Source organism: Pseudomonas sp. DD1, from assembly GCF_044510355.1.
GTDB classification, from domain to species: Bacteria; Pseudomonadota; Gammaproteobacteria; order Pseudomonadales; family Pseudomonadaceae; genus Aquipseudomonas; species Aquipseudomonas shahriarae.
Genome location: NZ_MSAJ01000029.1, coordinates 319022 through 338823, shown reverse-complemented (window position 1 = coordinate 338823; position 19802 = coordinate 319022). Strand labels below are relative to the sequence as shown.

Here is a 19802-nt window from a genome sequence, read left to right as displayed (position 1 = left end):
ACCATGCAAACTCGTGACGATATCTTCAACACCCTGCGCGACGCCCTGGTGGAACTGTTTGAACTGGACCCGGCACGGGTCACTCTCGACGCCAACCTGTACCAGGACCTGGAAATCGACAGCATCGATGCCGTGGACCTGATCGACCATATCAAGCGCCAAACCGGCAAGAAAATCGCCGCCGAAGAGTTCAAGGCCGTGCGTACGGTCAATGACGTGGTCGAGGCGGTCTACCGCCTGGTCCAACCGGCCGCATGAGCCGGCTGATCGGCCTTGGCCTGTTGCTGGTAGGGCTGCTGTACCCTTTTGCGGTGTATTACGGCACGGAGCATTTCGCTCCGTGGCAATTCGGCCTGCTGCTGGCCAGCCTGTGGCTGCTGCGCGCGCTGACCGGCCCGCGACGCCCTGGCAGTGGCTGGATGGCGGTGGCTGCAATTGTGTTTTGCCTGCTGCTGGCCTGGTTCGACAACCCGCAACTGCTGCGCTGGTACCCGAGCCTGGTCAGCGTGTTCATGCTGGCGCTGTTCGGCCTGAGCCTGAAATACGGCCCGCCGATGGTCGAGCGCCTGGCGCGCCTGAGCGATCCGCAATTGCCCGAAAAGGCCATTGCGTACACACGCCAGGTCACCGTGGCATGGAGTGTGTTTTTCTTGTGCAACGGCCTGCTCGCCGCCGCGCTCACCCTGTGGGCACCGCTGAGCTGGTGGACGTTGTACAACGGTCTGATCGCCTACGGCTTGATGGGGCTGTTGTTTGCCGTGGAATGGCTGATACGACAAAGGGTTCGAGGCCGCGTATGAATTGGGTCAATCTTGAGCATCTGTTGCTTGAGCCTGTGGAACTGCGTTTGGTCACTACCGAACCGTCGATGAATCACGCGCAACTGTGCGAGCGGGCCCTGAGCCTGGCGTCCGGCCTGCAAGCCCGTGGCATCCAGCGCCTGGCGGTGCACCTGAACGATGCCGGCGAGCTGGCGATCGCCTTGCTGGGCGCCTGGCAGGCCGGGGTCAGCGTGTTGCTGCCCGCCGACCTGCAACCCCAGACCCGCCAACGCTGGGCCGCTGATGTTGACGCCTGGCTGACCGAAGCGGGCGACCTTGACGCGCTCTACCAGCCCCCAGTTGCCGCCGCCGCCCTTGACCTGGATACCTGCCAGTTGAGCCTGTGCACCTCCGGCTCCAGCGGCGAGCCCAAGCGCATCGACAAAACCCTGCGCCAGCTGGCCAATGAGGTCCAGGCCCTGGAAGCCTTGTGGGGCGCCGACCTGGGCCAGGCCTGCATCATCGGCAGCGTCGCCACCCAGCATATCTACGGCCTGCTGTTCCGCGTGCTGTGGCCGCTGTGCGCTGGCCGCACGTTTGTACGTGAGCAACTGCCGTTCCCCGAAGACTTGCAGCGCGTCAGCCGCCAGCACCCGCACTTTGCCTGGGTGGCCAGCCCGGCCCTGCTCAAGCGCATGGGCGACAATCTTGACTGGGCCGCCTTGAGCACGGTCAAGCGCGTGTTCTCCTCCGGTGGCGCACTGCCCGGCGACGCGGCCGACAGCCTGCATCAACGCCTGCAGCAGTGGCCGACGGAGATCCTCGGCAGCTCGGAAACCGGCGGCATTGCCTGGCGCCAGGGCCACGCGCCGTGGCAGCCGTTTGCCGATGTGCAACTGAGCCAGGATGCCGACGGCGCCTTGCGCATTGCCTCGCCGTACCTGCCAGCGGGGCATGTCGAGCAGACTGCCGATGCCGCCCAGATCCACGCCGACGGGCGCTTCGAACTGCTCGGGCGCCTGGATCGGATCGTCAAGCTGGAAGAAAAACGCATCTCCCTGCCGATGCTCGAACAAGCCCTGGCGGATCACGCCTGGGTCGCCGAAGCGCGCCTGGGCGTGGTCCAGGAAAACCGCGCGTCCCTCGGCGCCCTGGTGGTGCTCAGTGGCGACGGCCTGCACGCCTTGCGCAACCAAGGCCGACGGACCGTCACCCAAACCCTGCGCCAACACCTCGGCCAGCATTGCGAAGCCCTGGCCCTGCCCCGCCGCTGGCGCCTGTTGCGGCAGTTGCCGCTCAACCCCCAGGGCAAGCTGCCCCAGGCGCACATCGAAGCCCTGCTGCTGGCGCCGCGCCCCAAGGCGCCGGACGTCCTGGGGCAGGTCGAGAGCGACGGCGAATGGACCCTGCAACTGAGCATTCCGCCGGACCTGGCCTACTTCAGCGGCCACTTCCCCCACACCCCGGTGCTGCCAGGGGTGGTGCAGGTGGAGTGGGCGTTCAATCTGGGCCAGCAACTGCTCGATCTCCCGCCGACCTTTGCCGGCATGGAAGTGCTCAAATTCCAGCAACTGGTGCGCCCGGGCGATGTGGTCGAGTTGCACCTGCGTTTTGATCGCGAGCGGGGCAAGTTGTATTTCGCTTATCGCAATGACAGTGCGGCGTGTTCCAGCGGGCGGGTTTTGCTGGAGAATTCTCATGCATAGGTTGGGTGAGCGCTGCGCGCTCAATCGCGGGCAACTCGGTTCATCAGGTGTCCGCCACCATGCATAACCCCTGCGCCCTGATCCCGGTCTACAACCATGAAGCCGCCGTGCCCGCCGTGGTCCGCAGCCTGCTGGAGCATGGCCTGCCCTGCCTGCTGGTGGACGATGGCAGCAGCCCCGCCTGCGCCGCCGTACTGGCGCAACTGGCCAGCCTGGACAACGTCTCGCTGATCACCCTGCCCACCAACCAGGGCAAGGGCGGTGCGGTGCAAGTCGGTTTTCGCGAAGCCGCACGCCTGGGCTTTACCCATGCCCTGCAAGTGGACGCCGACGGCCAGCACGACCTGCGCGAAGTCGCCCTGTTTATCGACGCCTCGCGCACTCACCCCGATGCGGTGATCTGCGGCTACCCCGAATACGACGATAGCGTGCCCAAGGGCCGCCTCTACGCCCGCTACCTGACCCATGTCTGGGTGTGGATCAACAGCCTGTCGCTACAGATCCGCGATTCGATGTGCGGCTTTCGCATCTACCCGCTGGCACCGGTGCTGGCGCTGATGGACTCGGCGCGGATCGGCAAGCGCATGGATTTCGACTCCGACATCCTCGTGCGCCTGTCATGGCGCAACCAGCCGATGCGCTGGCTGCCGACCAAGGTGCATTACCCGGCCGATGGCCTGTCGCACTTTCGGATGTTCCACGACAACCTGCTGATTTCGTCGATGCACACCCGGCTGTTCTTTGGCATGTTGCTGCGCGCGCCGCTGATCCTCTGGCGACGGTGGCAGGCATGAGCGAAAACACCCGACATTGGGCCGACCGCCAGGAGCGCGGCAGTTTCTGGCTGATGAAGCTCACCGCGTTCGCCGCCAAGGTCCTCGGGCGCCGGGTGCTGAGCCCACTGCTGTATGGCATCGTCCTGTACTTTTTCGTGTTTGGCCGCGCTGCGCGCCAGAGCATCTGGCAATACCAGCAGCGCCTGGCCGACTGGAGCGGGCGCGACGAGTTGCGCCCCAGCCACAAAAAGGTCTTCGGCCAATTCATGGCCTTCGCCGACGCCTTGCTGGACAAGCTCGACGTATGGAACGGCAAGCTGCGCCTGGAACAGATCGAGATCATCGACCCGGCCCAGTTGCGCGGGCAACTGCGCGGCGAACGCGGGCAGATGCTGGTGGGTGCGCACCTGGGCAACCTGGAAGTGTGCCGGGCCCTGGCGGAGCTGGGCGAGAAAGTCACCATGAATGTGCTGGTGCACACCAAGCATGCCGAACAGTTCAACCGCCTGCTGGGCGAAGCCGGGGCGAGCAACTTGCGGCTGATCCAGGTCAGCGAACTGGACCCGGCGGTGATGCTGCTGCTCAGCCAGCGCCTGGACGACGGTGAATGGCTGGCAATTGCCGGCGACCGTATCCCGCTGCATGGCGGGCGCACCGTGCGCGTGGATTTTCTCGGCCATAGCGCGGCCTTCCCCCAGGGCCCGTGGTTGCTGGCCGGGCTGCTCAAATGCCCGGTCAACCTGCTGATGTGCCTCAAGCACCAGGGCCGCTATCGTTTGATCATCGAGCCCTTCGCCCAATTGATCGAATGGAAACGCAGCGACCGCCCGCAAGTGATCGCCCACTGGGCCGCCCGCTACGCCGAACGCCTGGGCCAGTTCTGCCTGGAAGCGCCCCAACAATGGTTCAACTTTTACCCTTTCTGGAAGACCGATGACGACGCATCTGCTTGAGCCGGTAACCTTCGGCGAACTCCCTTTGCGCATCGAAGATGTGCTGGCCCTGGCCAACCGTCAGGCGCCCACTCGCCTGCAAGACGATGCCGGGTACCGTCAGCGCATCGCCAAGGGCGCGCAGTTCCTCGATTCGCTGCTGGACAAGGAAGGCGTGATCTACGGCGTGACCACCGGCTATGGCGACTCGTGCGTGGTGGCGGTGCCGTTGCAGCATGTCGAGGCATTGCCGCGCCACCTGTACACCTTCCACGGCTGCGGCCTGGGCAAGTTGCTCGACGCCCAGGCCACTCGTGCGGTGCTGGCGGCGCGTTTACAGTCGCTGTGCCATGGCGTGTCCGGGGTGCGGGTTGAACTGCTGGAGCGCCTGCATGCGTTTCTTGAACACGACATCCTGCCGCTGATCCCGGAAGAAGGCTCGGTCGGTGCCAGCGGCGATCTGACGCCGCTGTCATACGTGGCCGCGACCTTGTCCGGCGAGCGTGAAGTGCTGTTCCGTGGCGAGCGCCGCCAGGCTGCCGATGTGCATCGCGAGCTGGGCTGGACCCCGCTGGTGCTGCGACCCAAGGAAGCCCTGGCGCTGATGAACGGCACCGCGGTGATGACCGGCCTGGCCTGCCTGGCCTTCGCCCGCGCCGACTACCTGCTGCAACTGGCCACACGCATCACCGCGCTGAACGTGGTGGCGTTGCAAGGCAACCCGGAGCACTTCGACGAACGCCTGTTCGCCGCCAAACCACACCCCGGGCAGATGCAGGTCGCAGCCTGGCTGCGCAAGGACCTGGCGATCGACGCCCCGACCGCGCCGCTGCACCGCCTGCAAGACCGCTACTCGCTACGCTGCGCACCCCACGTCCTCGGCGTGCTGGCCGACAGCCTGAACTGGTTGCGCTCGTTTATCGAGATCGAACTCAACAGCGCCAACGACAACCCGATCATCGACGCCGAAGCCGAACGCGTGCTGCACGGCGGGCACTTCTACGGCGGGCATATCGCCTTTGCCATGGACAGCCTGAAGAACCTGGTGGCCAACGTCGCCGACCTGCTCGACCGGCAACTCGCGCTGCTGGTGGACGAGCGCTACAACCATGGCTTGCCGAGCAACCTGTCGGGCGCCCCGGCGGACCGCGCAATGATCAACCACGGCTTCAAGGCGGTGCAGATCGGCACCAGCGCCTGGACCGCCGAAGCGTTGAAAAACACCATGCCGGCCAGCGTGTTTTCGCGCTCCACCGAATGCCACAACCAGGACAAGGTCAGCATGGGCACCATCGCCGCCCGCGATGCGATCCGCGTCTTGGAGCTGACCGAACAAGTGGCCGCCGCCACCTTGCTCGCCGCCAACCAGGGCGTGTGGTTGCGCGCCCAGGTCAAGGATGCACGGCCGTTGCCGCCAGCCCTGGCCGCGATGCACGAGGCACTGGCCAAGGACTTCCCGCCGGTGATCGAAGACCGGGCCCTGGAGGGCGAACTGCGCCTGTGCCTGCAACGCATCGCCGCGCAACACTGGAGGCTGCATGCGTAGCCCCGGCGTATTGCACAGCGACACACAAATCCTCGTACCGTTCTTCGACATCGACACGATGAACGTGGTCTGGCACGGCCACTATGTGAAGTACCTGGAAATCGCCCGTTGCGCGTTGCTCGACAAGCTCGGCCACAACTACACGGCAATGCTCGAATCCGGCTATGCGTGGCCGGTAATCGACATGCAACTGCGCTACGTGCGTGGCGCCACCTTTGGCCAGACCCTCAACGTCCGCGCCAGCCTGGTGGAGTGGGAGAACCGCTTGAAGGTCAACTACCTGATCACCGACCTTGCCAGCGGCGAGCGCCTGACCCGCGCCAGCACCGTGCAAGTGGCCGTAGAAATTGCCAGCCGCGAGATGCAACTGGCCTCGCCAACCGTGTTCACCACCGCCGTCGAAAGGGCCTTGAAATGCTGACCCCTGTGGGAGCTGGCTTGCCGGCGATGGACGTCAACGCTAACCCAGGGGCCCTGACACTGCGCAGCGCCCTGAGGTTTTTTGCGAGCAAGCTCGCACCTACAGCGGCAGGGTTGTTGCTGAGCTTCGGGGCTTATGCTTTTGACCTGCAACAGCTCAGCGATCAACTGGCCAAGCCTACGGTGATCCACGGCAACTTCATCCAGGAAAAACACCTGCGTGCCCTGCCCCAGCCGCTGACCAGCACAGGTACCTTCGTCCTGGCCAAGGACCACGGCCTGCTCTGGCTGCTGAAAACCCCGCTGCAGCAGGACTACCGCATCAACGCCCAGGGTATTGCCCGCCGTGATGCAAACGGTTGGCAGCCGCTGCCGAACAAAAGCGCCGGCGCCGAGCAGAACCGTTTGTTCCTCGCCGTCCTGCAAGGCGACAGCAGTGGCTTGCAGCGCGACTTCGAGTTGCAGCTGCAAGGCGAAGCCAAGGCCTGGAAACTCACGTTGATCCCGCGCTCGCTGCTGCTCAAGCAAGTGTTCACCCAAATCAATATCGACGGCGGCGAACTGGTGCACACCATCGAGTTGCTGGAAACCCAAGGCGACAGCACCCTGTTGCGCATGCAGGACAGTACCAGCACGCAACCTTTGAGCGACGCGGAGCAACACGACTTTGCCCAGTGAGCGTTGGTTGCCGCGCCTGTTCCTGATCCTGCTGGTGGCCGTGCTGGCCCTGGCCGGCTGGCAATGGCGCCAGGGCGCGCCGTTGTCGGCCAACCTGATGGAACTGGTGCCGGGTAACACCCCGGACGCCCTGGAGCTGGCGGCCGAGCAGCGCATGCAGGAACCCCTGAACCGCGAGATGCTGGTGCTGGTCGGGCATGCCGAGCGTCAGCAGGCGGTGGCCATGGCCGAACAATTGGGCGAGCGCTGGCAGGCCAGCGGTCTGTTTGAAAAAGTCACCTGGACCCTGCAAGCCGACCTGCCCGCCCTGCGCCAGCAATTGCTGCAAGGGCGCCTGGCGATGCTGTCGACCAAGGACCGCGAACAGTTGATCGGCGAGCCTGCGGCGTTTATCGCAGAGCGGGTACACACACTGTTCGATCCCTTTACCGGCTTCAGCCTGGTCCCCAGCCAGGACGACTGGCTGGGCCTGACCGGACGCATCCAGAGCAGCCAGCCACAACACGGCGCGGTGCAACTGGACATCGGCAGCGGCGCGCTGATCGCCGATGCCGACGACAAGAGCTGGGTACTGCTGCGTGCGCGTACCCAGGGCAATGCCTTTGATATGAAGCTGCCGCTGCAAGTCGCCGACTTGCTGCAAGCCAGCCGCGAACAGGCCGCCCAGCACGGCGTGCAACTGCTCGCCGCCAGCGGCCTGTTGTACGCGGCCAACGGTCAACAACAAGCCAGCCGCGAGATGACCTGGGTCGGCGGTGGCGCAACAGTGGGGATCCTGTTGCTGTTGCTGCTGGCGTTTCGTCGCTGGCGGGTGTTGCTGGCGTTTGTCCCGGTGCTGGTGGGCATGCTGTTTGGCGCGGTGGCCTGTGTGGCGCTGTTCGGCCATATGCATGTGATGACCCTGGTGCTGGGCGCGAGCCTGATCGGCGTGGCCGTCGACTACCCGCTGCACTACCTGTCCAAGAGCTGGAGCCTGCAACCCTGGCGCAGCTGGCCAGCCTTGCGCCTGACCCTGCCGGGCCTGAGCCTGAGCCTGGCCACCAGTTGCATCGGCTACCTGGCCCTGGCCTGGACGCCGTTCCCGGCGCTGACCCAGATCGCCGTGTTCTCCGCCGCCGGCCTGGTGGGCGCCTACCTGTCGGCGGTGTGCCTGTTGCCGGCGCTGCTCAACGGCATGGACCTGCGCCCGGCGCAATGGCCGCTGCGGGTCGCCGAGTTCCTGCTGGGGGTGCGTGAGTCGCTGCTCAAGCGCCTGCCGAGCCAGGCATTGCTGGTGCTGGCCCTGCTGTTCTGCGCCGGTGGCCTGTGGCAGCTGAACAGCAAGAACGATATTCGCCAGTGGATCAGCGCGCCGCCGCAACTGCTGCAAGAAGCCCAGGCGATTGCCCGCATTACCGGCTACCAGCCCACCAGCCAGTTCTTCCTGGTACGCGCGGACAATCAACAGCAGTTGCTGGAACGCCAGGCGGCGTTGAGCCTGCGCCTGGATCAACTGGTGCACATGGAAAAACTGCAAGGCTACCTGGCGCTCAATCAACTGGTCAGCACCCCCGGCGAACAGCAGCAATTGCGCGAAGCCCTGAATCAACTGCCCGCCCTGTGGCAGCCGCTGCTCGACCTCGGCATCCCCGCCAGCGCCCTGCAAGCAGAGCTGGCGCAGTTGCAGGCGCTGCCCACCGCCGACATCGACGCCGCCCTGGCGGGCCCGCTGGCCGAGCCGTGGCGCCTGCTGTGGCTGGGCAATGTCGATGGCGGCGTGGCGGCGATGGTCAGCCTGCAAGGCTTGAACAACCCGGCGCTGCTGCGCATCCAGGCCCTGGACCTGCCGGGCGTGCAACTGGTGGACCGCCTCGGCGACTTGAACCAGGTATTTGCCGCAACCCAGATCAGCGCTGCCGAATTGAAATTATTGTCCTGTGTACTGATCGTCTTGCTGCTAATCCTGCCCTTTGGCCTGGGCGGCGCGCTGCGGATTGTCGCCCTGCCGCTGCTGGCTGCGCTGTGCAGCCTGGCCAGCCTCGGTTGGCTGGGGCAGCCGTTGACCCTGTTCAGCCTGTTCGGCCTGCTGCTGGTGACGGCGATCAGCGTCGATTATGCAATCCTCATGCGCGAACAGATCGGCGGTGCCGCTGTCAGCCTGCTGGGGACGTTGCTGGCAGCCGTCACCACCTGGCTGTCCTTTGGCCTGCTGGCGGTGTCCAGCACCCCGGCGGTGAGTAATTTCGGCCTGTCGGTCAGCCTGGGCCTGGCCTTCAGCTTTATGCTGGCGCCATGGGCCGGCCGCCAGGAACATGCGCAATGATGCCCACTAATTTTTTTGAGTTGAATGTGATGATCGCCAACCCGGCAAGGAGCCACAGTGCCCACAGTTGAAATGGAACGCCGCCAGGTCGTGGTGATCGGTGCCGGCCCGTCCGGTGCCATTGCGGCCGCGCTGCTCAAGCGTAACGGGCATGATGTATTGATCATCGAGCGCGAGCACTTCCCGCGTTTTTCCATCGGCGAGAGCCTGCTGTCCCACTGCATCGACTTTATCGAAGAAGCCGGCATGCTCGAGGCCGTCAACGCCGCCGGTTTCCAACTGAAAACCGGTGCCGCGTTTGCCTGGGGCGAGCGCTACAGCGCCTTTGATTTCGGTGACACGTTCAGCGACGGCAAGCCCACGACCTTCCAGGTCCAGCGCGCCGACTTCGACAAGTTGCTGGCCGATCAGGCGGCGCTGCAAGGCGTAGAGATCCGTTACGGCCAGACCCTGGTCGGGGTGGATTTCGCCGCCGGCCACCGCTACCTGCATGTACGCCGCGAAAACGGTCGCGAATACCACATCAAGGCCGGCTTCGTCCTCGACGCCAGCGGTTACGGCCGCGTGCTGCCACGCCTGCTGAACCTGGAGGCGCCGTCGAACTTCCCGCTGCGCCAGGCGGTGTTCACCCACGTCGAGGACCATATCGAACATCCGGGCTTCGACCGCAGCAAGATCCTTATCACCACCCACCCGACCCAGCGCGATATCTGGTTCTGGACCATCCCGTTCAGCAACGGGCGCTGCTCGGTGGGCGTGGTCGCGGCCAAGGAGCATTTCGCCGGCTGCGATGGGGATCTGGATGCCTGCCTGCGCCGCTTTATCGAACAAACCCCGAGCCTGTCCAGCGTGCTGGCGAATGCCGTGTGGGATACCCCGGCCCGGACCATTGGCGGCTACTCGGCGAACGTCACCACCCTGCATGGCCCGGGGTTTGCGCTGCTGGGCAATGCCGCGGAGTTCCTCGACCCGGTGTTCTCGTCCGGCGTGACCATCGCCATGCGCTCGGCCAGCATGGCCGCCGGCCTCTTGCACCGCCAGCTCAAGGGCGAAAGCGTGGACTGGCAAACCGAGTTCGCGGTGCCGCTCAAACGCGGGGTCGACACCTTCCGCTGCTACGTCGAAGGCTGGTACGCCGGCACCTTCCAGGATGTGATCTATCACCCTGGCAGCTCGCCGGAAATCCGCCGCATGATCAGTTCGATCCTCGCCGGCTACGCCTGGGATGAACGCAACCCCTTTGTCAGCGAACCCAAGCGCCGCTTGCGGATGCTCTCGGAAATTTGTGCGGCAGAAAACCTATGAGCAGCCCACCAGTGTCAAAAGAGTACTTGAGCAAAAACTACGTCGAAGAAACCAAATTCGGCTTCTGGTTCCTGCGCAGCCACACCTGGCAGCATCATGTGCTGCGCGTGGCAATCAACGACCTGCGCAGCCTGTTCAGCACCCCGCTGCCGGAAGCACCCGTGCTGCTGGATGCCGGTTGCGGCCAGGGCAAGTCGTTCCGTTACTTGCAGCAGGTGTTCGCCCCCCAGCGCCTGATCGGCCTTGACGCCGACCCCCACAGCCTCGACCTGAGCCGTGCCGAAGCGGCGCGCCAGGGCATTGATATCGAGTTGATCGGCAGCGATTGCGCAACCCTCAAGGTGGCCGATGAGAGTGTCGATATCCTGTTCTGCCACCAGACCTTCCACCACCTGGTGGAGCAACAGCGGGCACTCACCGAGTTCTATCGGGTGCTCAAGCCGGGCGGCTACCTGCTGTTTGCCGAGTCCACCGAAGCCTATATCGACACCTGGGTGATTCGCTGGCTGTTCCGCCACCCGATGCATGTGCAGAAAAGCGCCGCCGAGTACCTGGAGATGATCCGCGACCAGGGTTTCGAGTTTGGCCCGCAGAATGTGTCGTACCCGTACCTGTGGTGGAGCCGCTCGGCTGACTTCGGCCTGCTGGAGCGTTGGGGCCTGCGTCAGCCCAAGCCGTTTGGCGAGCGTGAAGAGACCCTGGTGAATGTGGTTGCACGCAAGCCACTCGCAGGCCCGCCAGCATGATCCGCGCGTTGTTGATCGGCTGCCTGTTGCTGCTGGCCGCGTGCGCCAGCCAGCCGCCACTGCCGGTGCATACACCGAGCCTGGCCTTGCCCCTGCAATTGCATATCGAGCGCGAGCAGGACGGCCAGCGCCAGGACTGGTTGCTGGTGATCCAGCGCGAAGGCGAGGCCCTGCGCTGGTCACTGATGGACCCGCTGGGCATCCCCCAGGCCAGGCAAAAGCTGGTGGCCGGCCGTTGGCAGGCAGATGGCCTGCTACCGCCCAACCCCCAGGCCCGCGAGCTGTTTGCGGCGCTGCTGTTCGCCCTGACCCCGGCCGCTGAAATGCCCGGCAACTACCCCCAAGCCCGTGAAGACGATGGCGTCCGGGTACTCAAGCCGCACTGGCAGGTGATCTACCGCGCCCCCTTGACCTTCAGCGTGAACATGCCCGGCCAGCACCTGAACTATCGCGTCACCGCGCTTGAGAACAGCCCATGACCGCCTACCTCAATGCCCTGGGGATCATCTGCGCCCTGGGCCGTGGCCAGCAGGCCGTGCGGCGCAATCTGTTCGCCGGGGATTGCTCGGGTATGCGCGCCGAGAGCGGCTGGGTGCCCGAGCGAGTACTGCCGGTGGGCAGCGTGCCTGGCGAACTGGCGCCACTGCCGCCGCACCTGGCCCAGCAGAGCAGTCGCAATAACCAGCTGCTGCTGGAGGCCGCCTTGCAGATCGAAGGCCCGATCCGGCAGGCGATCGACACCTTTGGCGCCTCGCGTATCGGTGTAGTGCTGGGTACCAGCACCTCGGGCATTGATGAAGCCAGTCGCGGCATCGCCCATTACCTGCGCGAAGGGCAGTTCCCCGAGGCCTATGACTACCGGCAACAGGAACTCGGCGCCCCGGCCAACTTCCTCGCCGACTGGCTGCAACTGAGCGGCCCGGCCTATGTGATTTCCACCGCCTGCACTTCCAGCGCCCGCGCAATGATGAGCGCACGCCGCCTGCTGGACCTGGGCCTGTGCGATGCGGTGCTGTGTGGCGGGGTCGATAGCCTGTGCAAGCTGACCCTCAATGGCTTTACCTCGCTGGAAGCGGTCTCCAGCGAACGCTGCAACCCGTTTTCGGTGAACCGCAACGGCATCAATATCGGCGAGGCGGCGGTGCTGTTCCTGATGAGCAAAACCCCGGCGCCCATCGCCCTGCTGGGTAGCGGCGCCAGTTGCGATGCGCACCATATTTCTGCGCCGGAACCCAGCGGTAAGGGCGCATTGCAGGCCATGAGCAAGGCCCTGGCCAGCGCGAAACTGGCGCCGGCGCAGATCGGCTACCTGAACCTGCACGGCACCGCCACCCAGCATAACGACGCCATGGAAAGCCTGGCCGTGGCAAGCCTGTTCCCCGCCGGTGTAGCCTGTTCCTCGACCAAGCCCATGACCGGCCATACCCTCGGCGCCGCCGGGGCGCTGGAGGCGGCGTTCTGCTGGCTGAGCCTGATGGAAGGTGCTGTGCCGCCCCATATCTGGGACGGCCAAGCCGACCCGGCGCTGCCCGCCCTGCGCTGGGCCAAGGTCGGCGACCTCCTGGAAAAACGCTGCCTGATGAGTAACTCGTTTGCCTTCGGCGGCAATAACGTCAGCCTGATTATCGGAGACGCCCTATGAGCCATTGGCCACTCGCCGAACTGCTGCCCCACGCCGGGGACATGATCCTGATCGACCAGGTGTTGGCGTTCGATGAAGAACAGATCCGCACCCGCGTCACCGTCAAGCCCGGCGGCCTGTTCAACCGCCCTGACGGCAGCCTGCCGGCCTGGGTCGGCGTCGAGTTGATGGCGCAAAGCGTGGCCGCCTATGCCGGCTGCCGCGCACGCCAGAACGGCGAAGCAGTGGAGTTGGGCTTCCTGCTGGGCACGCGCAAATTCGAATGCAATGTCGAGCACTTTCCCGCCGGCAGCGAACTGACCATCCACGGCCTGCGCTCCCTGGAAGACGACAACGGCATGGGTGTGTTCGAATGCCACCTGACCGGCGACGGGATCCAGGCCAGCGCCCGCCTGAACGTATTTCGACCGCCCCAGGCGGCCAACTATTTAGCTGAATCGAAGGACACGCGTCATGACTGAATCCGTACTGGTCACCGGCTCCAGCCGGGGTATCGGCCGCGCTATCGCCCTGCGCCTGGCCCAGGCCGGCCATGACATTGTGCTGCATTGCCGCAGTGGCCGCGCCGAGGCAGACGCCGTACAGGTCGAAGTCGAGGCCCTGGGCCGCAAGGCGCGGGTACTGCAATTCGACGTGGCGGACCGGGCCACCTGCAAGCAGATCCTTGAAGCCGACGTAGAAACCCACGGCGCCTACTACGGCATGGTGCTGAATGCCGGGCTGACCCGCGATGGCGCGTTCCCGGCGTTGTCGGAAGACGACTGGGACGTGGTGATGCGTACCAATCTCGATGGTTTCTATAACGTGCTGCACCCAGTGATGATGCCGATGATCCGGCGTCGTGCGGCCGGGCGCATTGTGTGTATTACCTCGGTCTCGGGGCTTATCGGCAACCGTGGCCAGGTCAACTACAGCGCGTCCAAGGCCGGCCTGATCGGCGCCGCCAAGGCCCTGGCCATTGAGCTGGGCAAGCGCAAGATCACCGTCAACTGCGTGGCCCCGGGCCTGATCGACACGGCAATGCTTGATGAGAATGTGCCGGTGGAAGAACTGATGAAAATGATCCCCGCGCAACGCATGGGCACCCCCGAAGAGGTCGCCAGTGCGGTGAACTTCCTGATGTCAGCCGAAGCCGGCTACATCACCCGCCAGGTCCTGGCCGTGAACGGGGGCCTGTGCTGATGAAACGTGTGGTAGTCACCGGCATGGCCGGCATGACCTCCCTGGGTAGCGACTGGGACACCATCGTCGCCAACTTCCGCGCCCGGCGCAGCGGTATCCGGCGCATGGACGAGTGGGATCGCTTCAGCGAACTGAACACCCGCCTGGCCGGGCCGATTGACGACTTTGTGGTGCCGGCCCACTGGACCCGCAAACAGTTGCGCAGCATGGGCCGGGTCTCGCGCCTGGCGGTGTGGGCCGCCGAGCAGGCGTTGCAGGACGCCGGCCTGCTGGGCGATGCGTCGATCAAGGATGGGCGCATGGGTGTGGCCTGCGGCTCATCCACCGGCAGCACCGACGAGATCAAGGCATTCGGCAATATGCTGCTCAACTCAGTGGCCGAGGGTCTGAACGCCAACTCCTACGTGCGCATGATGCCGCACACCACGGCGGCCAATATCAGCATCTTTTTTGGCCTCACCGGGCGCCTGATCCCCACGTCCAGCGCGTGTACCAGTGGCAGCCAGGGCATCGGCTATGCCTATGAAGCGATCAAGTTCGGCCGCCTGCCACTGATGCTCGCCGGTGGCGCCGAAGAACTGTGCCCCACCGAAGCCATGGTATTTGACGCGCTCTACGCCACCAGCCTGAAAAACGACGCGCCGCAAACCAGCCCACGGCCCTACGACAGCGGTCGCGACGGCCTGGTGATCGGCGAAGGCGGCGGCATGCTGGTGCTTGAGGAGCTGGAACATGCCCTGGCCCGTGGTGCGCATATCCATGCCGAAATCGTTGGTTTTGGCAGCAACGCCGACGGCCAGCACACCACGCGGCCTGAACAGACCACCATGCGCCGCGCCATGGAGCTGGCCCTCGAAGATGCCGGCCTGGCGCCGGATGCCATCGGTTATGTGAACGGCCACGGCACCGCCACCGAACAAGGCGACATTGCCGAAACCCAGGCCACCAGCAGCCTGTTCGGCAGCCGCATGCCCATCAGCTCGCAGAAGAGTTTCCTCGGCCATACCCTGGGCGCCTGCGGGGCGCTGGAGTCGTGGTTCAGCATCGAAATGATGAACCGCGACCAGTACGTGCCGACCTTCAACCTCGATCAAGTGGATCCGCGCTGCGGCGAGCTGGATTACCTGCGCGGCGAGTTCCGCCAGATGCACAACGACTACGTGATGAACAACAACTTTGCCTTTGGCGGCGTCAACACGTCGCTGATTTTTCGCCGCTGGCAGTAAGCCTTTTATTTGATTGGAGAGAACGCAATGTCTTTGTTGCTACGCGCCACCCTTATCGCCCTGACCCTGCTGACCGCTGCCGGCTGCACCAGCAAGCCGGTGCTCAACACCCAGCACGCGCTTGCCGCCAACGAGCAGGTCAGTGAAGAGAAAATGAAACAGAGCATCCTCACCGCCCTGGACAAGCGCAACTGGACCGTGCAACGCGCCGACCCACGCCTGATCCAGGCCCAGATCAACGTGCGCAACCGCTACTACGCCGAAATCGACATTCGCTACACCGGCACCAGCTACGCCATCACTTATCGCGACAGCCAGGAACTGGGCTACAAGAACGGCAAGATCCATCGCAACTACAACCGCTGGGTGAGCATGCTCGACCGCGACATCATGGCCGCGTTGCGCTCTAACGGCGCCGCGCAAGCGGGTACCGCGGCGCAGTTGTTCAAGGAGACGGGGACGTCGAAGCAGAACTGATCGGCGCCTGAAAAACCGGCATCTACCTAGCACCAGAAACAACAAAGGGCGCCTTTCGGCGCCCTCTTCACAAGCAGGCTGGCTTGGCCTTAACAGCTAAAAACTGCTCACTGGAAAGTTCAGCGATTTTGTAAGTTCGTTTACCAGGCCGATCCTTACGCTTGATTCGATCAAGTCGTCCAAGGCTGACGGTGGCAACGATGTCGCATTTCGCCCAGCACACTGGGTTCGCTTTCAAGCTGCAAGTGGTGTGCGAGTACCGTCTGCGGCGCCGTGGTACTTAGGGGCACAACCGTTACCAACAGCTTATTGGTCCTGTGCCTGCGTATCACAATGACGGGTCTGATCTTGATGATTTCCGGCACCTCATAGCCTCGAAAATCACAAATCAACACACTGCCTTCTTTGGGCTGATAGAGAAGTGTCATCCATGTCACTCAGTGAAAAACAAACGGTTCCGGTACCTGATATGTGAACGCCGCTACACCAACGCCTTACGCGTCAGCAGCTCGACAAACGCCTTGGCCATGGGTGACTGCTGGTCCTTGCGCTGCACCAGCCACACTGCCGTTACCGCCTCCGGGTCGAGCAAGGTGCGGTAGACCACACCGTCGATGCGGATGCGCTGGTATGACGCCGGCAATACCGACACTCCCAACCCCGCCGCCACCAGGCCAATGATGGTCATGGCCTCGCCCGCCTCCTGGGCGAAGTGCGGGCTGAAACCGGCATCGCGGGCCAGGTTGATCAACTGTGCGTACAAACCACTACCGTAGGCCCGTGGGAAGAATACGAAGGGTTCTTCAGCCAACTGCGTCAGGTGCAAACCGCGCTCGCTGCCTTGCGCCAACGGATGCCCGGCACTGAGTACCGCCACCAGGGGCTCACGCATCAGCTCTACGACACTCAATGCATCGGGCAATGGCAACGGGCGCATCAAGCCGACCTGGATCGTTTCATCCCCCAGCGCATCAGCCACCTCGGTGCTGCTCATCTCCTGCAAATTCAAATGCACTGCCGGGAAGGCCTGGCGAAAAGCAAAAATCGCCTGTGGGATGCTGGAGTTGAACGGCGCCGAAGAGGTGAAGCCAATCTTCAGTTCCCCCAGCTCCCCCAACTGCGCTCGGCGTGCCACATCCGCAGCCTTGTCGACCTGGGCCAGTACCAGGCGGGCTTCCGTGAGGAACAAGCGCCCGGCCTCGCTCAGCTCGACCCGACGATTGGTGCGTTCGAACAACCGGGCGCCGACCTCCTGCTCCAGCGCCTGGATCTGCTGGCTCAAGGGCGGCTGAGAGATGCCCAGGACCTGGGCGGCCCGGCCGAAATGCAGCTCTTCAGCCACGGCGATGAAGTAGCGCAAGTGGCGTAATTCCATGAAAACCTCATTAGGTCGTAAAAGCTATCAAACAGGTCGAACAATATATTGGAAAGAATCATTAGCCAGCTATATTCTTTTTTGCATGGCCAGTCCTGGCTGCCTTTGCTTCCCGAGGTCCCGCGTGAAAGCTGCTGTCGCTCCGCTTGCCCAAGAACGTCCGCCCACTGCCCTGGATGAGGTGGTGGCGCAACTCAACGACGTGTACATCGAAAAAGGTACGCCGTTGTTTATGCGTACAGTGCTGGCGCTGTTTTCCGGGGGCTTTGCCACCTTTGCCCTGCTGTATTGCGTACAGCCGATGATGCCGGTGCTGTCCCACGAATTTTCCATCAACGCCGCGCAGAGCAGCCTGATCCTCTCCGTCTCCACCGCGATGCTCGCCTTTGGCCTGCTGATCACCGGGCCGATTTCCGACCGCCTGGGGCGCAAACCGGTGATGGTCACCTCGCTGTTCTGCGCAGCCGTGTGCACCATCGCCAGCGGCCTGATGCCGACCTGGGAAGGCATCCTGTGGATGCGCGCGCTGCTCGGTCTGTCCCTCAGTGGCCTGGCGGCCGTGGCCATGACCTACCTCAGCGAAGAGATCCACCCGCAGCACATCGGCCTGGCCATGGGCCTGTACATCGGCGGCAATGCGATTGGGGGCATGAGCGGGCGCCTGATCACTGGCGTGTTGATCGACTTTGTCAGCTGGCACACGGCAATGCTGATCATCGGCGCACTGGCGCTGATTGCGGCGACGGTGTTCTGGAAGATCCTGCCGCCCTCGCGCAACTTCCGCGCCAGCAGCCTCAAGCCGCGCAACCTGGTCAACGGTTTCGTCATGCACTTCAAGGATGCCGGCCTGCCCTGGCTGTTTCTTGAGGCCTTTGTGTTGATGGGGGCGTTTGTCACGCTGTTCAACTACATCGGCTACCGCTTGCTGGCCGATCCCTATGACCTGAGCCAGGCGGTGGTGGGCCTGCTGTCGGTGGTGTACCTGTCGGGCATCTACAGCTCGGCGAAGATTGGCTCGCTGGCCGACCGCCTCGGCCGCCGTCGCGTACTCTGGGCCACGATTGTGCTGATGCTGGCCGGCATCACCCTGACCCTGTTCAGCCCGCTGCCACTGATCATCATCGGCATGCTGATCTTCACCTTCGGCTTCTTCGGCGCCCACTCGGTAGCCAGCAGTTGGATCGGCCGCCGCGCCCTGAAAGCCAAGGGGCAGGCGTCGTCGCTGTACCTGTTCAGTTATTACGCAGGGTCGAGCATTGCCGGGACGGCCGGTGGGTTTTTCTGGCATTACGCCGGATGGAACGGGATTGGCGGGTTTATCATCGCGCTGCTGATCGTGGCGCTGCTGGTGGCGTTGAAACTGGCCAAGTTGCCACCGCTCAAACTGTAGGCGCTGGCTTGCCAGCGATGTGGCCCGAAGAATCACCACAAGGCTCAGGCATGTCATCGCCGGCAAGCCGGCTCCTACAACAATCGTCAGCCAATAAAAAACCGGCCTGAGCCGGTTTTTTATTAGCTGATGCTTACTCGTGATACTGCGCCGACAACTCATGCACCGCACGCAGGAACGCGCCTGCATGCTCTGGGTTCACTTCCGGGGTGATGCCATGGCCGAGGTTGAACACGTGGCCGCTGCCCTTGCCGTAGCTGGCGAGGATGCGGCCCACTTCGGCGCGGATCGCTTCCGGCTTGGCGTAGAGCACGGTCGGGTCCATGTTGCCTTGCAGGGCCACCTGGTTGCCGACGCGGCGACGGGCTTCGCCCAGGTCGCAGGTCCAGTCCAGGCCCAGCGCATCGGCGCCCGCATCAGCGATGCTTTCCAGCCACAGACCGCCGCCCTTGGTGAACAGGATCACCGGCACTTTGCGGCCTTCGTGTTCGCGGATCAGGCCGCTGACGATTTTGCGCATGTAGGCCAGGGAGAACTCCTGGTACGCCGCCGCCGACAGGTTGCCGCCCCAGGTGTCGAAGATCTGCACCGCTTGCGCGCCGGCCATGATCTGGCCGTTGAGGTAGGACACGACCGACTGCGCCAGCTTGTCCAGCAGCAAGTGCATGGCTTGTGGGTTGTCGTAGAGCATGGCCTTGGTCTTGCGGAAGTCTTTCGACGAACCGCCTTCGACCATATAGGTGGCCAGGGTCCACGGGCTGCCGGAGAAGCCGATCAGCGGTACGCGGCCATTGAGTTCACGGCGGATGGTGCTGACGGCGTCCATCACGTAACCGAGGTCTTTGTGTGGGTCCGGGATCGGCAGGGCTTCGATGTCGGCCAGGGTGCTGATCACTTTCTTGAAGCGTGGACCTTCGCCGGTTTCAAAGTACAGGCCTTGGCCCATGGCATCGGGGATGGTCAGGATATCGGAGAAAAGAATGGCCGCATCCAGTTGTGGATAACGGTCCAGCGGCTGCATCGTGACTTCGCAGGCGAACTCCGGGTTCATGCACAAGCTCATGAAATCGCCCGCGTTGGCGCGGCTGGCGCGGTACTCCGGCAGGTAGCGACCGGCTTGACGCATCATCCACACGGGGGTGACGTCTACGGGTTGCTTGAGCAGGGCACGAAGGAAACGGTCGTTCTTGAGGGCAGTCATGTCGGCATCCGCAAAAAAAGTGCGGGCATTTTCTCAGAGCCGGACGCAAAAGGCACGGTTACAGGTCAGCCTTTTGTCTATCGGGTCAATTTGTCGCGGACATGAAAGCACCGCAAAACAAATGTGGGAGCGGGCTT

At 63.8% G+C, this 19802-nt stretch carries 21 protein-coding genes; 18 read left to right on the top strand and 3 right to left on the bottom strand.

Annotated elements, in window-relative coordinates:
- The first annotated feature begins 3 nt into the window (after positions 1-3).
- The 17 genes from PSFL_RS17880 to PSFL_RS17800 are packed head-to-tail and all read left to right on the top strand — an operon-like array spanning position 4 to position 15699.
- Positions 4-258, top strand: coding sequence for an acyl carrier protein (locus PSFL_RS17880; protein WP_032862153.1), 255 nt, complete (start codon positions 4-6; stop codon positions 256-258).
- Complete coding sequence (locus PSFL_RS17875; RefSeq protein ID WP_057437272.1) at positions 255-800, top strand: hypothetical protein; 546 nt, start codon at positions 255-257, stop codon at positions 798-800. The genes PSFL_RS17880 and PSFL_RS17875 overlap by 4 nt, the downstream gene beginning before the upstream one ends.
- Positions 797-2467, top strand: a complete 1671-nt coding sequence (locus PSFL_RS17870; protein WP_397470335.1) for an AMP-binding protein — start codon at positions 797-799, stop codon at positions 2465-2467. The genes PSFL_RS17875 and PSFL_RS17870 overlap by 4 nt, the downstream gene beginning before the upstream one ends.
- A gap of 59 nt (positions 2468-2526) precedes the next feature.
- Positions 2527-3261, top strand: a complete 735-nt coding sequence (locus PSFL_RS17865; protein WP_057437268.1) for a glycosyltransferase family 2 protein — start codon at positions 2527-2529, stop codon at positions 3259-3261.
- Positions 3258-4196, top strand: a complete 939-nt coding sequence (locus PSFL_RS17860; RefSeq protein WP_115127216.1) for a glycosyl transferase — start codon at positions 3258-3260, stop codon at positions 4194-4196. The genes PSFL_RS17865 and PSFL_RS17860 overlap by 4 nt, the downstream gene beginning before the upstream one ends.
- A complete protein-coding gene (gene hutH, locus PSFL_RS17855) occupies positions 4177-5721 on the top strand; it encodes a histidine ammonia-lyase (protein WP_057958094.1) in 1545 nt (514 codons plus the stop codon). The genes PSFL_RS17860 and hutH overlap by 20 nt, the downstream gene beginning before the upstream one ends.
- Entirely contained in the window at positions 5714-6142 is a 429-nt protein-coding gene (locus tag PSFL_RS17850; RefSeq protein ID WP_057958093.1) for a thioesterase family protein, read from the top strand. The genes hutH and PSFL_RS17850 overlap by 8 nt, the downstream gene beginning before the upstream one ends.
- On the top strand, positions 6136-6819 hold the full coding sequence (locus PSFL_RS17845) for an outer membrane lipoprotein carrier protein LolA (protein WP_225923833.1): 684 nt from the start codon (positions 6136-6138) through the stop codon (positions 6817-6819). Before PSFL_RS17850 ends, PSFL_RS17845 begins: the two co-directional genes overlap by 7 nt.
- On the top strand, positions 6809-9121 hold the full coding sequence (locus tag PSFL_RS17840; RefSeq protein ID WP_397470334.1) for an MMPL family transporter: 2313 nt from the start codon (positions 6809-6811) through the stop codon (positions 9119-9121). Before PSFL_RS17845 ends, PSFL_RS17840 begins: the two co-directional genes overlap by 11 nt.
- A 57-nt stretch (positions 9122-9178) precedes the next feature.
- Positions 9179-10426 carry an NAD(P)/FAD-dependent oxidoreductase gene (locus PSFL_RS17835; protein ID WP_081044168.1) on the top strand — a complete coding sequence of 416 codons (1248 nt, stop codon included), beginning with the start codon at positions 9179-9181 and terminating at the stop codon, positions 10424-10426.
- 11 nt (positions 10427-10437) lie between these two features.
- The gene (locus PSFL_RS17830) at positions 10438-11172 is read left to right on the top strand and encodes a class I SAM-dependent methyltransferase (RefSeq protein WP_170044510.1); all 735 of its coding nucleotides are present in this window, start codon (positions 10438-10440) and stop codon (positions 11170-11172) included.
- The gene (locus PSFL_RS17825) at positions 11169-11651 is read left to right on the top strand and encodes a hypothetical protein (RefSeq protein WP_397470333.1); all 483 of its coding nucleotides are present in this window, start codon (positions 11169-11171) and stop codon (positions 11649-11651) included. The genes PSFL_RS17830 and PSFL_RS17825 overlap by 4 nt, the downstream gene beginning before the upstream one ends.
- A complete protein-coding gene (locus PSFL_RS17820; RefSeq protein ID WP_115127212.1) occupies positions 11648-12814 on the top strand; it encodes a beta-ketoacyl-[acyl-carrier-protein] synthase family protein in 1167 nt (388 codons plus the stop codon). Before PSFL_RS17825 ends, PSFL_RS17820 begins: the two co-directional genes overlap by 4 nt.
- A complete protein-coding gene (locus tag PSFL_RS17815; protein WP_057437248.1) occupies positions 12811-13275 on the top strand; it encodes a hotdog family protein in 465 nt (154 codons plus the stop codon). The genes PSFL_RS17820 and PSFL_RS17815 overlap by 4 nt, the downstream gene beginning before the upstream one ends.
- Positions 13268-13996: a 3-oxoacyl-ACP reductase FabG gene (gene fabG / locus PSFL_RS17810; protein WP_397470332.1), complete on the top strand. Its 729-nt coding sequence runs from the start codon at positions 13268-13270 to the stop codon at positions 13994-13996. Before PSFL_RS17815 ends, fabG begins: the two co-directional genes overlap by 8 nt.
- Positions 13996-15222: a beta-ketoacyl-ACP synthase gene (locus tag PSFL_RS17805; RefSeq protein ID WP_115129347.1), complete on the top strand. Its 1227-nt coding sequence runs from the start codon at positions 13996-13998 to the stop codon at positions 15220-15222. Before fabG ends, PSFL_RS17805 begins: the two co-directional genes overlap by 1 nt.
- 27 nt (positions 15223-15249) lie before the next feature.
- Positions 15250-15699: a hypothetical protein gene (locus PSFL_RS17800; protein ID WP_057437244.1), complete on the top strand. Its 450-nt coding sequence runs from the start codon at positions 15250-15252 to the stop codon at positions 15697-15699.
- Between the two features lie 170 nt (positions 15700-15869).
- Here the strand turns inward: PSFL_RS17800 and PSFL_RS17795 are convergent, their stop codons facing one another.
- Together PSFL_RS17795 and PSFL_RS17790 are read right to left on the bottom strand one after the other, a co-directional pair.
- Positions 15870-16127, bottom strand: a complete 258-nt coding sequence (locus tag PSFL_RS17795) for a type II toxin-antitoxin system PemK/MazF family toxin (protein ID WP_262377251.1) — start codon at positions 16125-16127, stop codon at positions 15870-15872.
- A gap of 53 nt (positions 16128-16180) precedes the next feature.
- Positions 16181-17074, bottom strand: coding sequence for a LysR family transcriptional regulator (locus PSFL_RS17790; RefSeq protein WP_057437242.1), 894 nt, complete (start codon positions 17072-17074; stop codon positions 16181-16183).
- Between the two features lie 172 nt (positions 17075-17246).
- Here PSFL_RS17790 and PSFL_RS17785 point away from each other — a divergent pair, with 172 nt between their 5' ends.
- Positions 17247-18464 carry an MFS transporter gene (locus PSFL_RS17785; RefSeq protein WP_233098307.1) on the top strand — a complete coding sequence of 406 codons (1218 nt, stop codon included), beginning with the start codon at positions 17247-17249 and terminating at the stop codon, positions 18462-18464.
- A gap of 133 nt (positions 18465-18597) precedes the next feature.
- Here PSFL_RS17785 and hemE read toward each other — a convergent pair whose 3' ends face one another.
- A complete protein-coding gene (gene hemE, locus PSFL_RS17780) occupies positions 18598-19665 on the bottom strand; it encodes a uroporphyrinogen decarboxylase (RefSeq protein WP_057437235.1) in 1068 nt (355 codons plus the stop codon).
- Between the last annotated feature and the right edge of the window lie 137 nt (positions 19666-19802).

What these genes read in the sequence shown, in the direction of transcription:
- PSFL_RS17880 (WP_032862153.1), top strand. Translation starts at nt 4, where the DNA reads ATGCAAACTCGTGACGATATCTTCAACACCCTGCGCGACGCCCTGGTG.
- PSFL_RS17875 (WP_057437272.1), top strand. Translation starts at nt 255, where the DNA reads ATGAGCCGGCTGATCGGCCTTGGCCTGTTGCTGGTAGGGCTGCTGTAC.
- PSFL_RS17870 (WP_397470335.1), top strand. Translation starts at nt 797, where the DNA reads ATGAATTGGGTCAATCTTGAGCATCTGTTGCTTGAGCCTGTGGAACTG.
- PSFL_RS17865 (WP_057437268.1), top strand. Translation starts at nt 2,527, where the DNA reads ATGCATAACCCCTGCGCCCTGATCCCGGTCTACAACCATGAAGCCGCC.
- PSFL_RS17860 (WP_115127216.1), top strand. Translation starts at nt 3,258, where the DNA reads ATGAGCGAAAACACCCGACATTGGGCCGACCGCCAGGAGCGCGGCAGT.
- hutH (WP_057958094.1), top strand. Translation starts at nt 4,177, where the DNA reads ATGACGACGCATCTGCTTGAGCCGGTAACCTTCGGCGAACTCCCTTTG.
- PSFL_RS17850 (WP_057958093.1), top strand. Translation starts at nt 5,714, where the DNA reads ATGCGTAGCCCCGGCGTATTGCACAGCGACACACAAATCCTCGTACCG.
- PSFL_RS17845 (WP_225923833.1), top strand. Translation starts at nt 6,136, where the DNA reads ATGCTGACCCCTGTGGGAGCTGGCTTGCCGGCGATGGACGTCAACGCT.
- PSFL_RS17825 (WP_397470333.1), top strand. Translation starts at nt 11,169, where the DNA reads ATGATCCGCGCGTTGTTGATCGGCTGCCTGTTGCTGCTGGCCGCGTGC.
- PSFL_RS17820 (WP_115127212.1), top strand. Translation starts at nt 11,648, where the DNA reads ATGACCGCCTACCTCAATGCCCTGGGGATCATCTGCGCCCTGGGCCGT.
- PSFL_RS17815 (WP_057437248.1), top strand. Translation starts at nt 12,811, where the DNA reads ATGAGCCATTGGCCACTCGCCGAACTGCTGCCCCACGCCGGGGACATG.
- fabG (WP_397470332.1), top strand. Translation starts at nt 13,268, where the DNA reads ATGACTGAATCCGTACTGGTCACCGGCTCCAGCCGGGGTATCGGCCGC.
- PSFL_RS17805 (WP_115129347.1), top strand. Translation starts at nt 13,996, where the DNA reads ATGAAACGTGTGGTAGTCACCGGCATGGCCGGCATGACCTCCCTGGGT.
- PSFL_RS17800 (WP_057437244.1), top strand. Translation starts at nt 15,250, where the DNA reads ATGTCTTTGTTGCTACGCGCCACCCTTATCGCCCTGACCCTGCTGACC.
- PSFL_RS17795 (WP_262377251.1), bottom strand. Translation starts at nt 16,127, where the DNA reads ATGACACTTCTCTATCAGCCCAAAGAAGGCAGTGTGTTGATTTGTGAT.
- PSFL_RS17790 (WP_057437242.1), bottom strand. Translation starts at nt 17,074, where the DNA reads ATGGAATTACGCCACTTGCGCTACTTCATCGCCGTGGCTGAAGAGCTG.
- hemE (WP_057437235.1), bottom strand. Translation starts at nt 19,665, where the DNA reads ATGACTGCCCTCAAGAACGACCGTTTCCTTCGTGCCCTGCTCAAGCAA.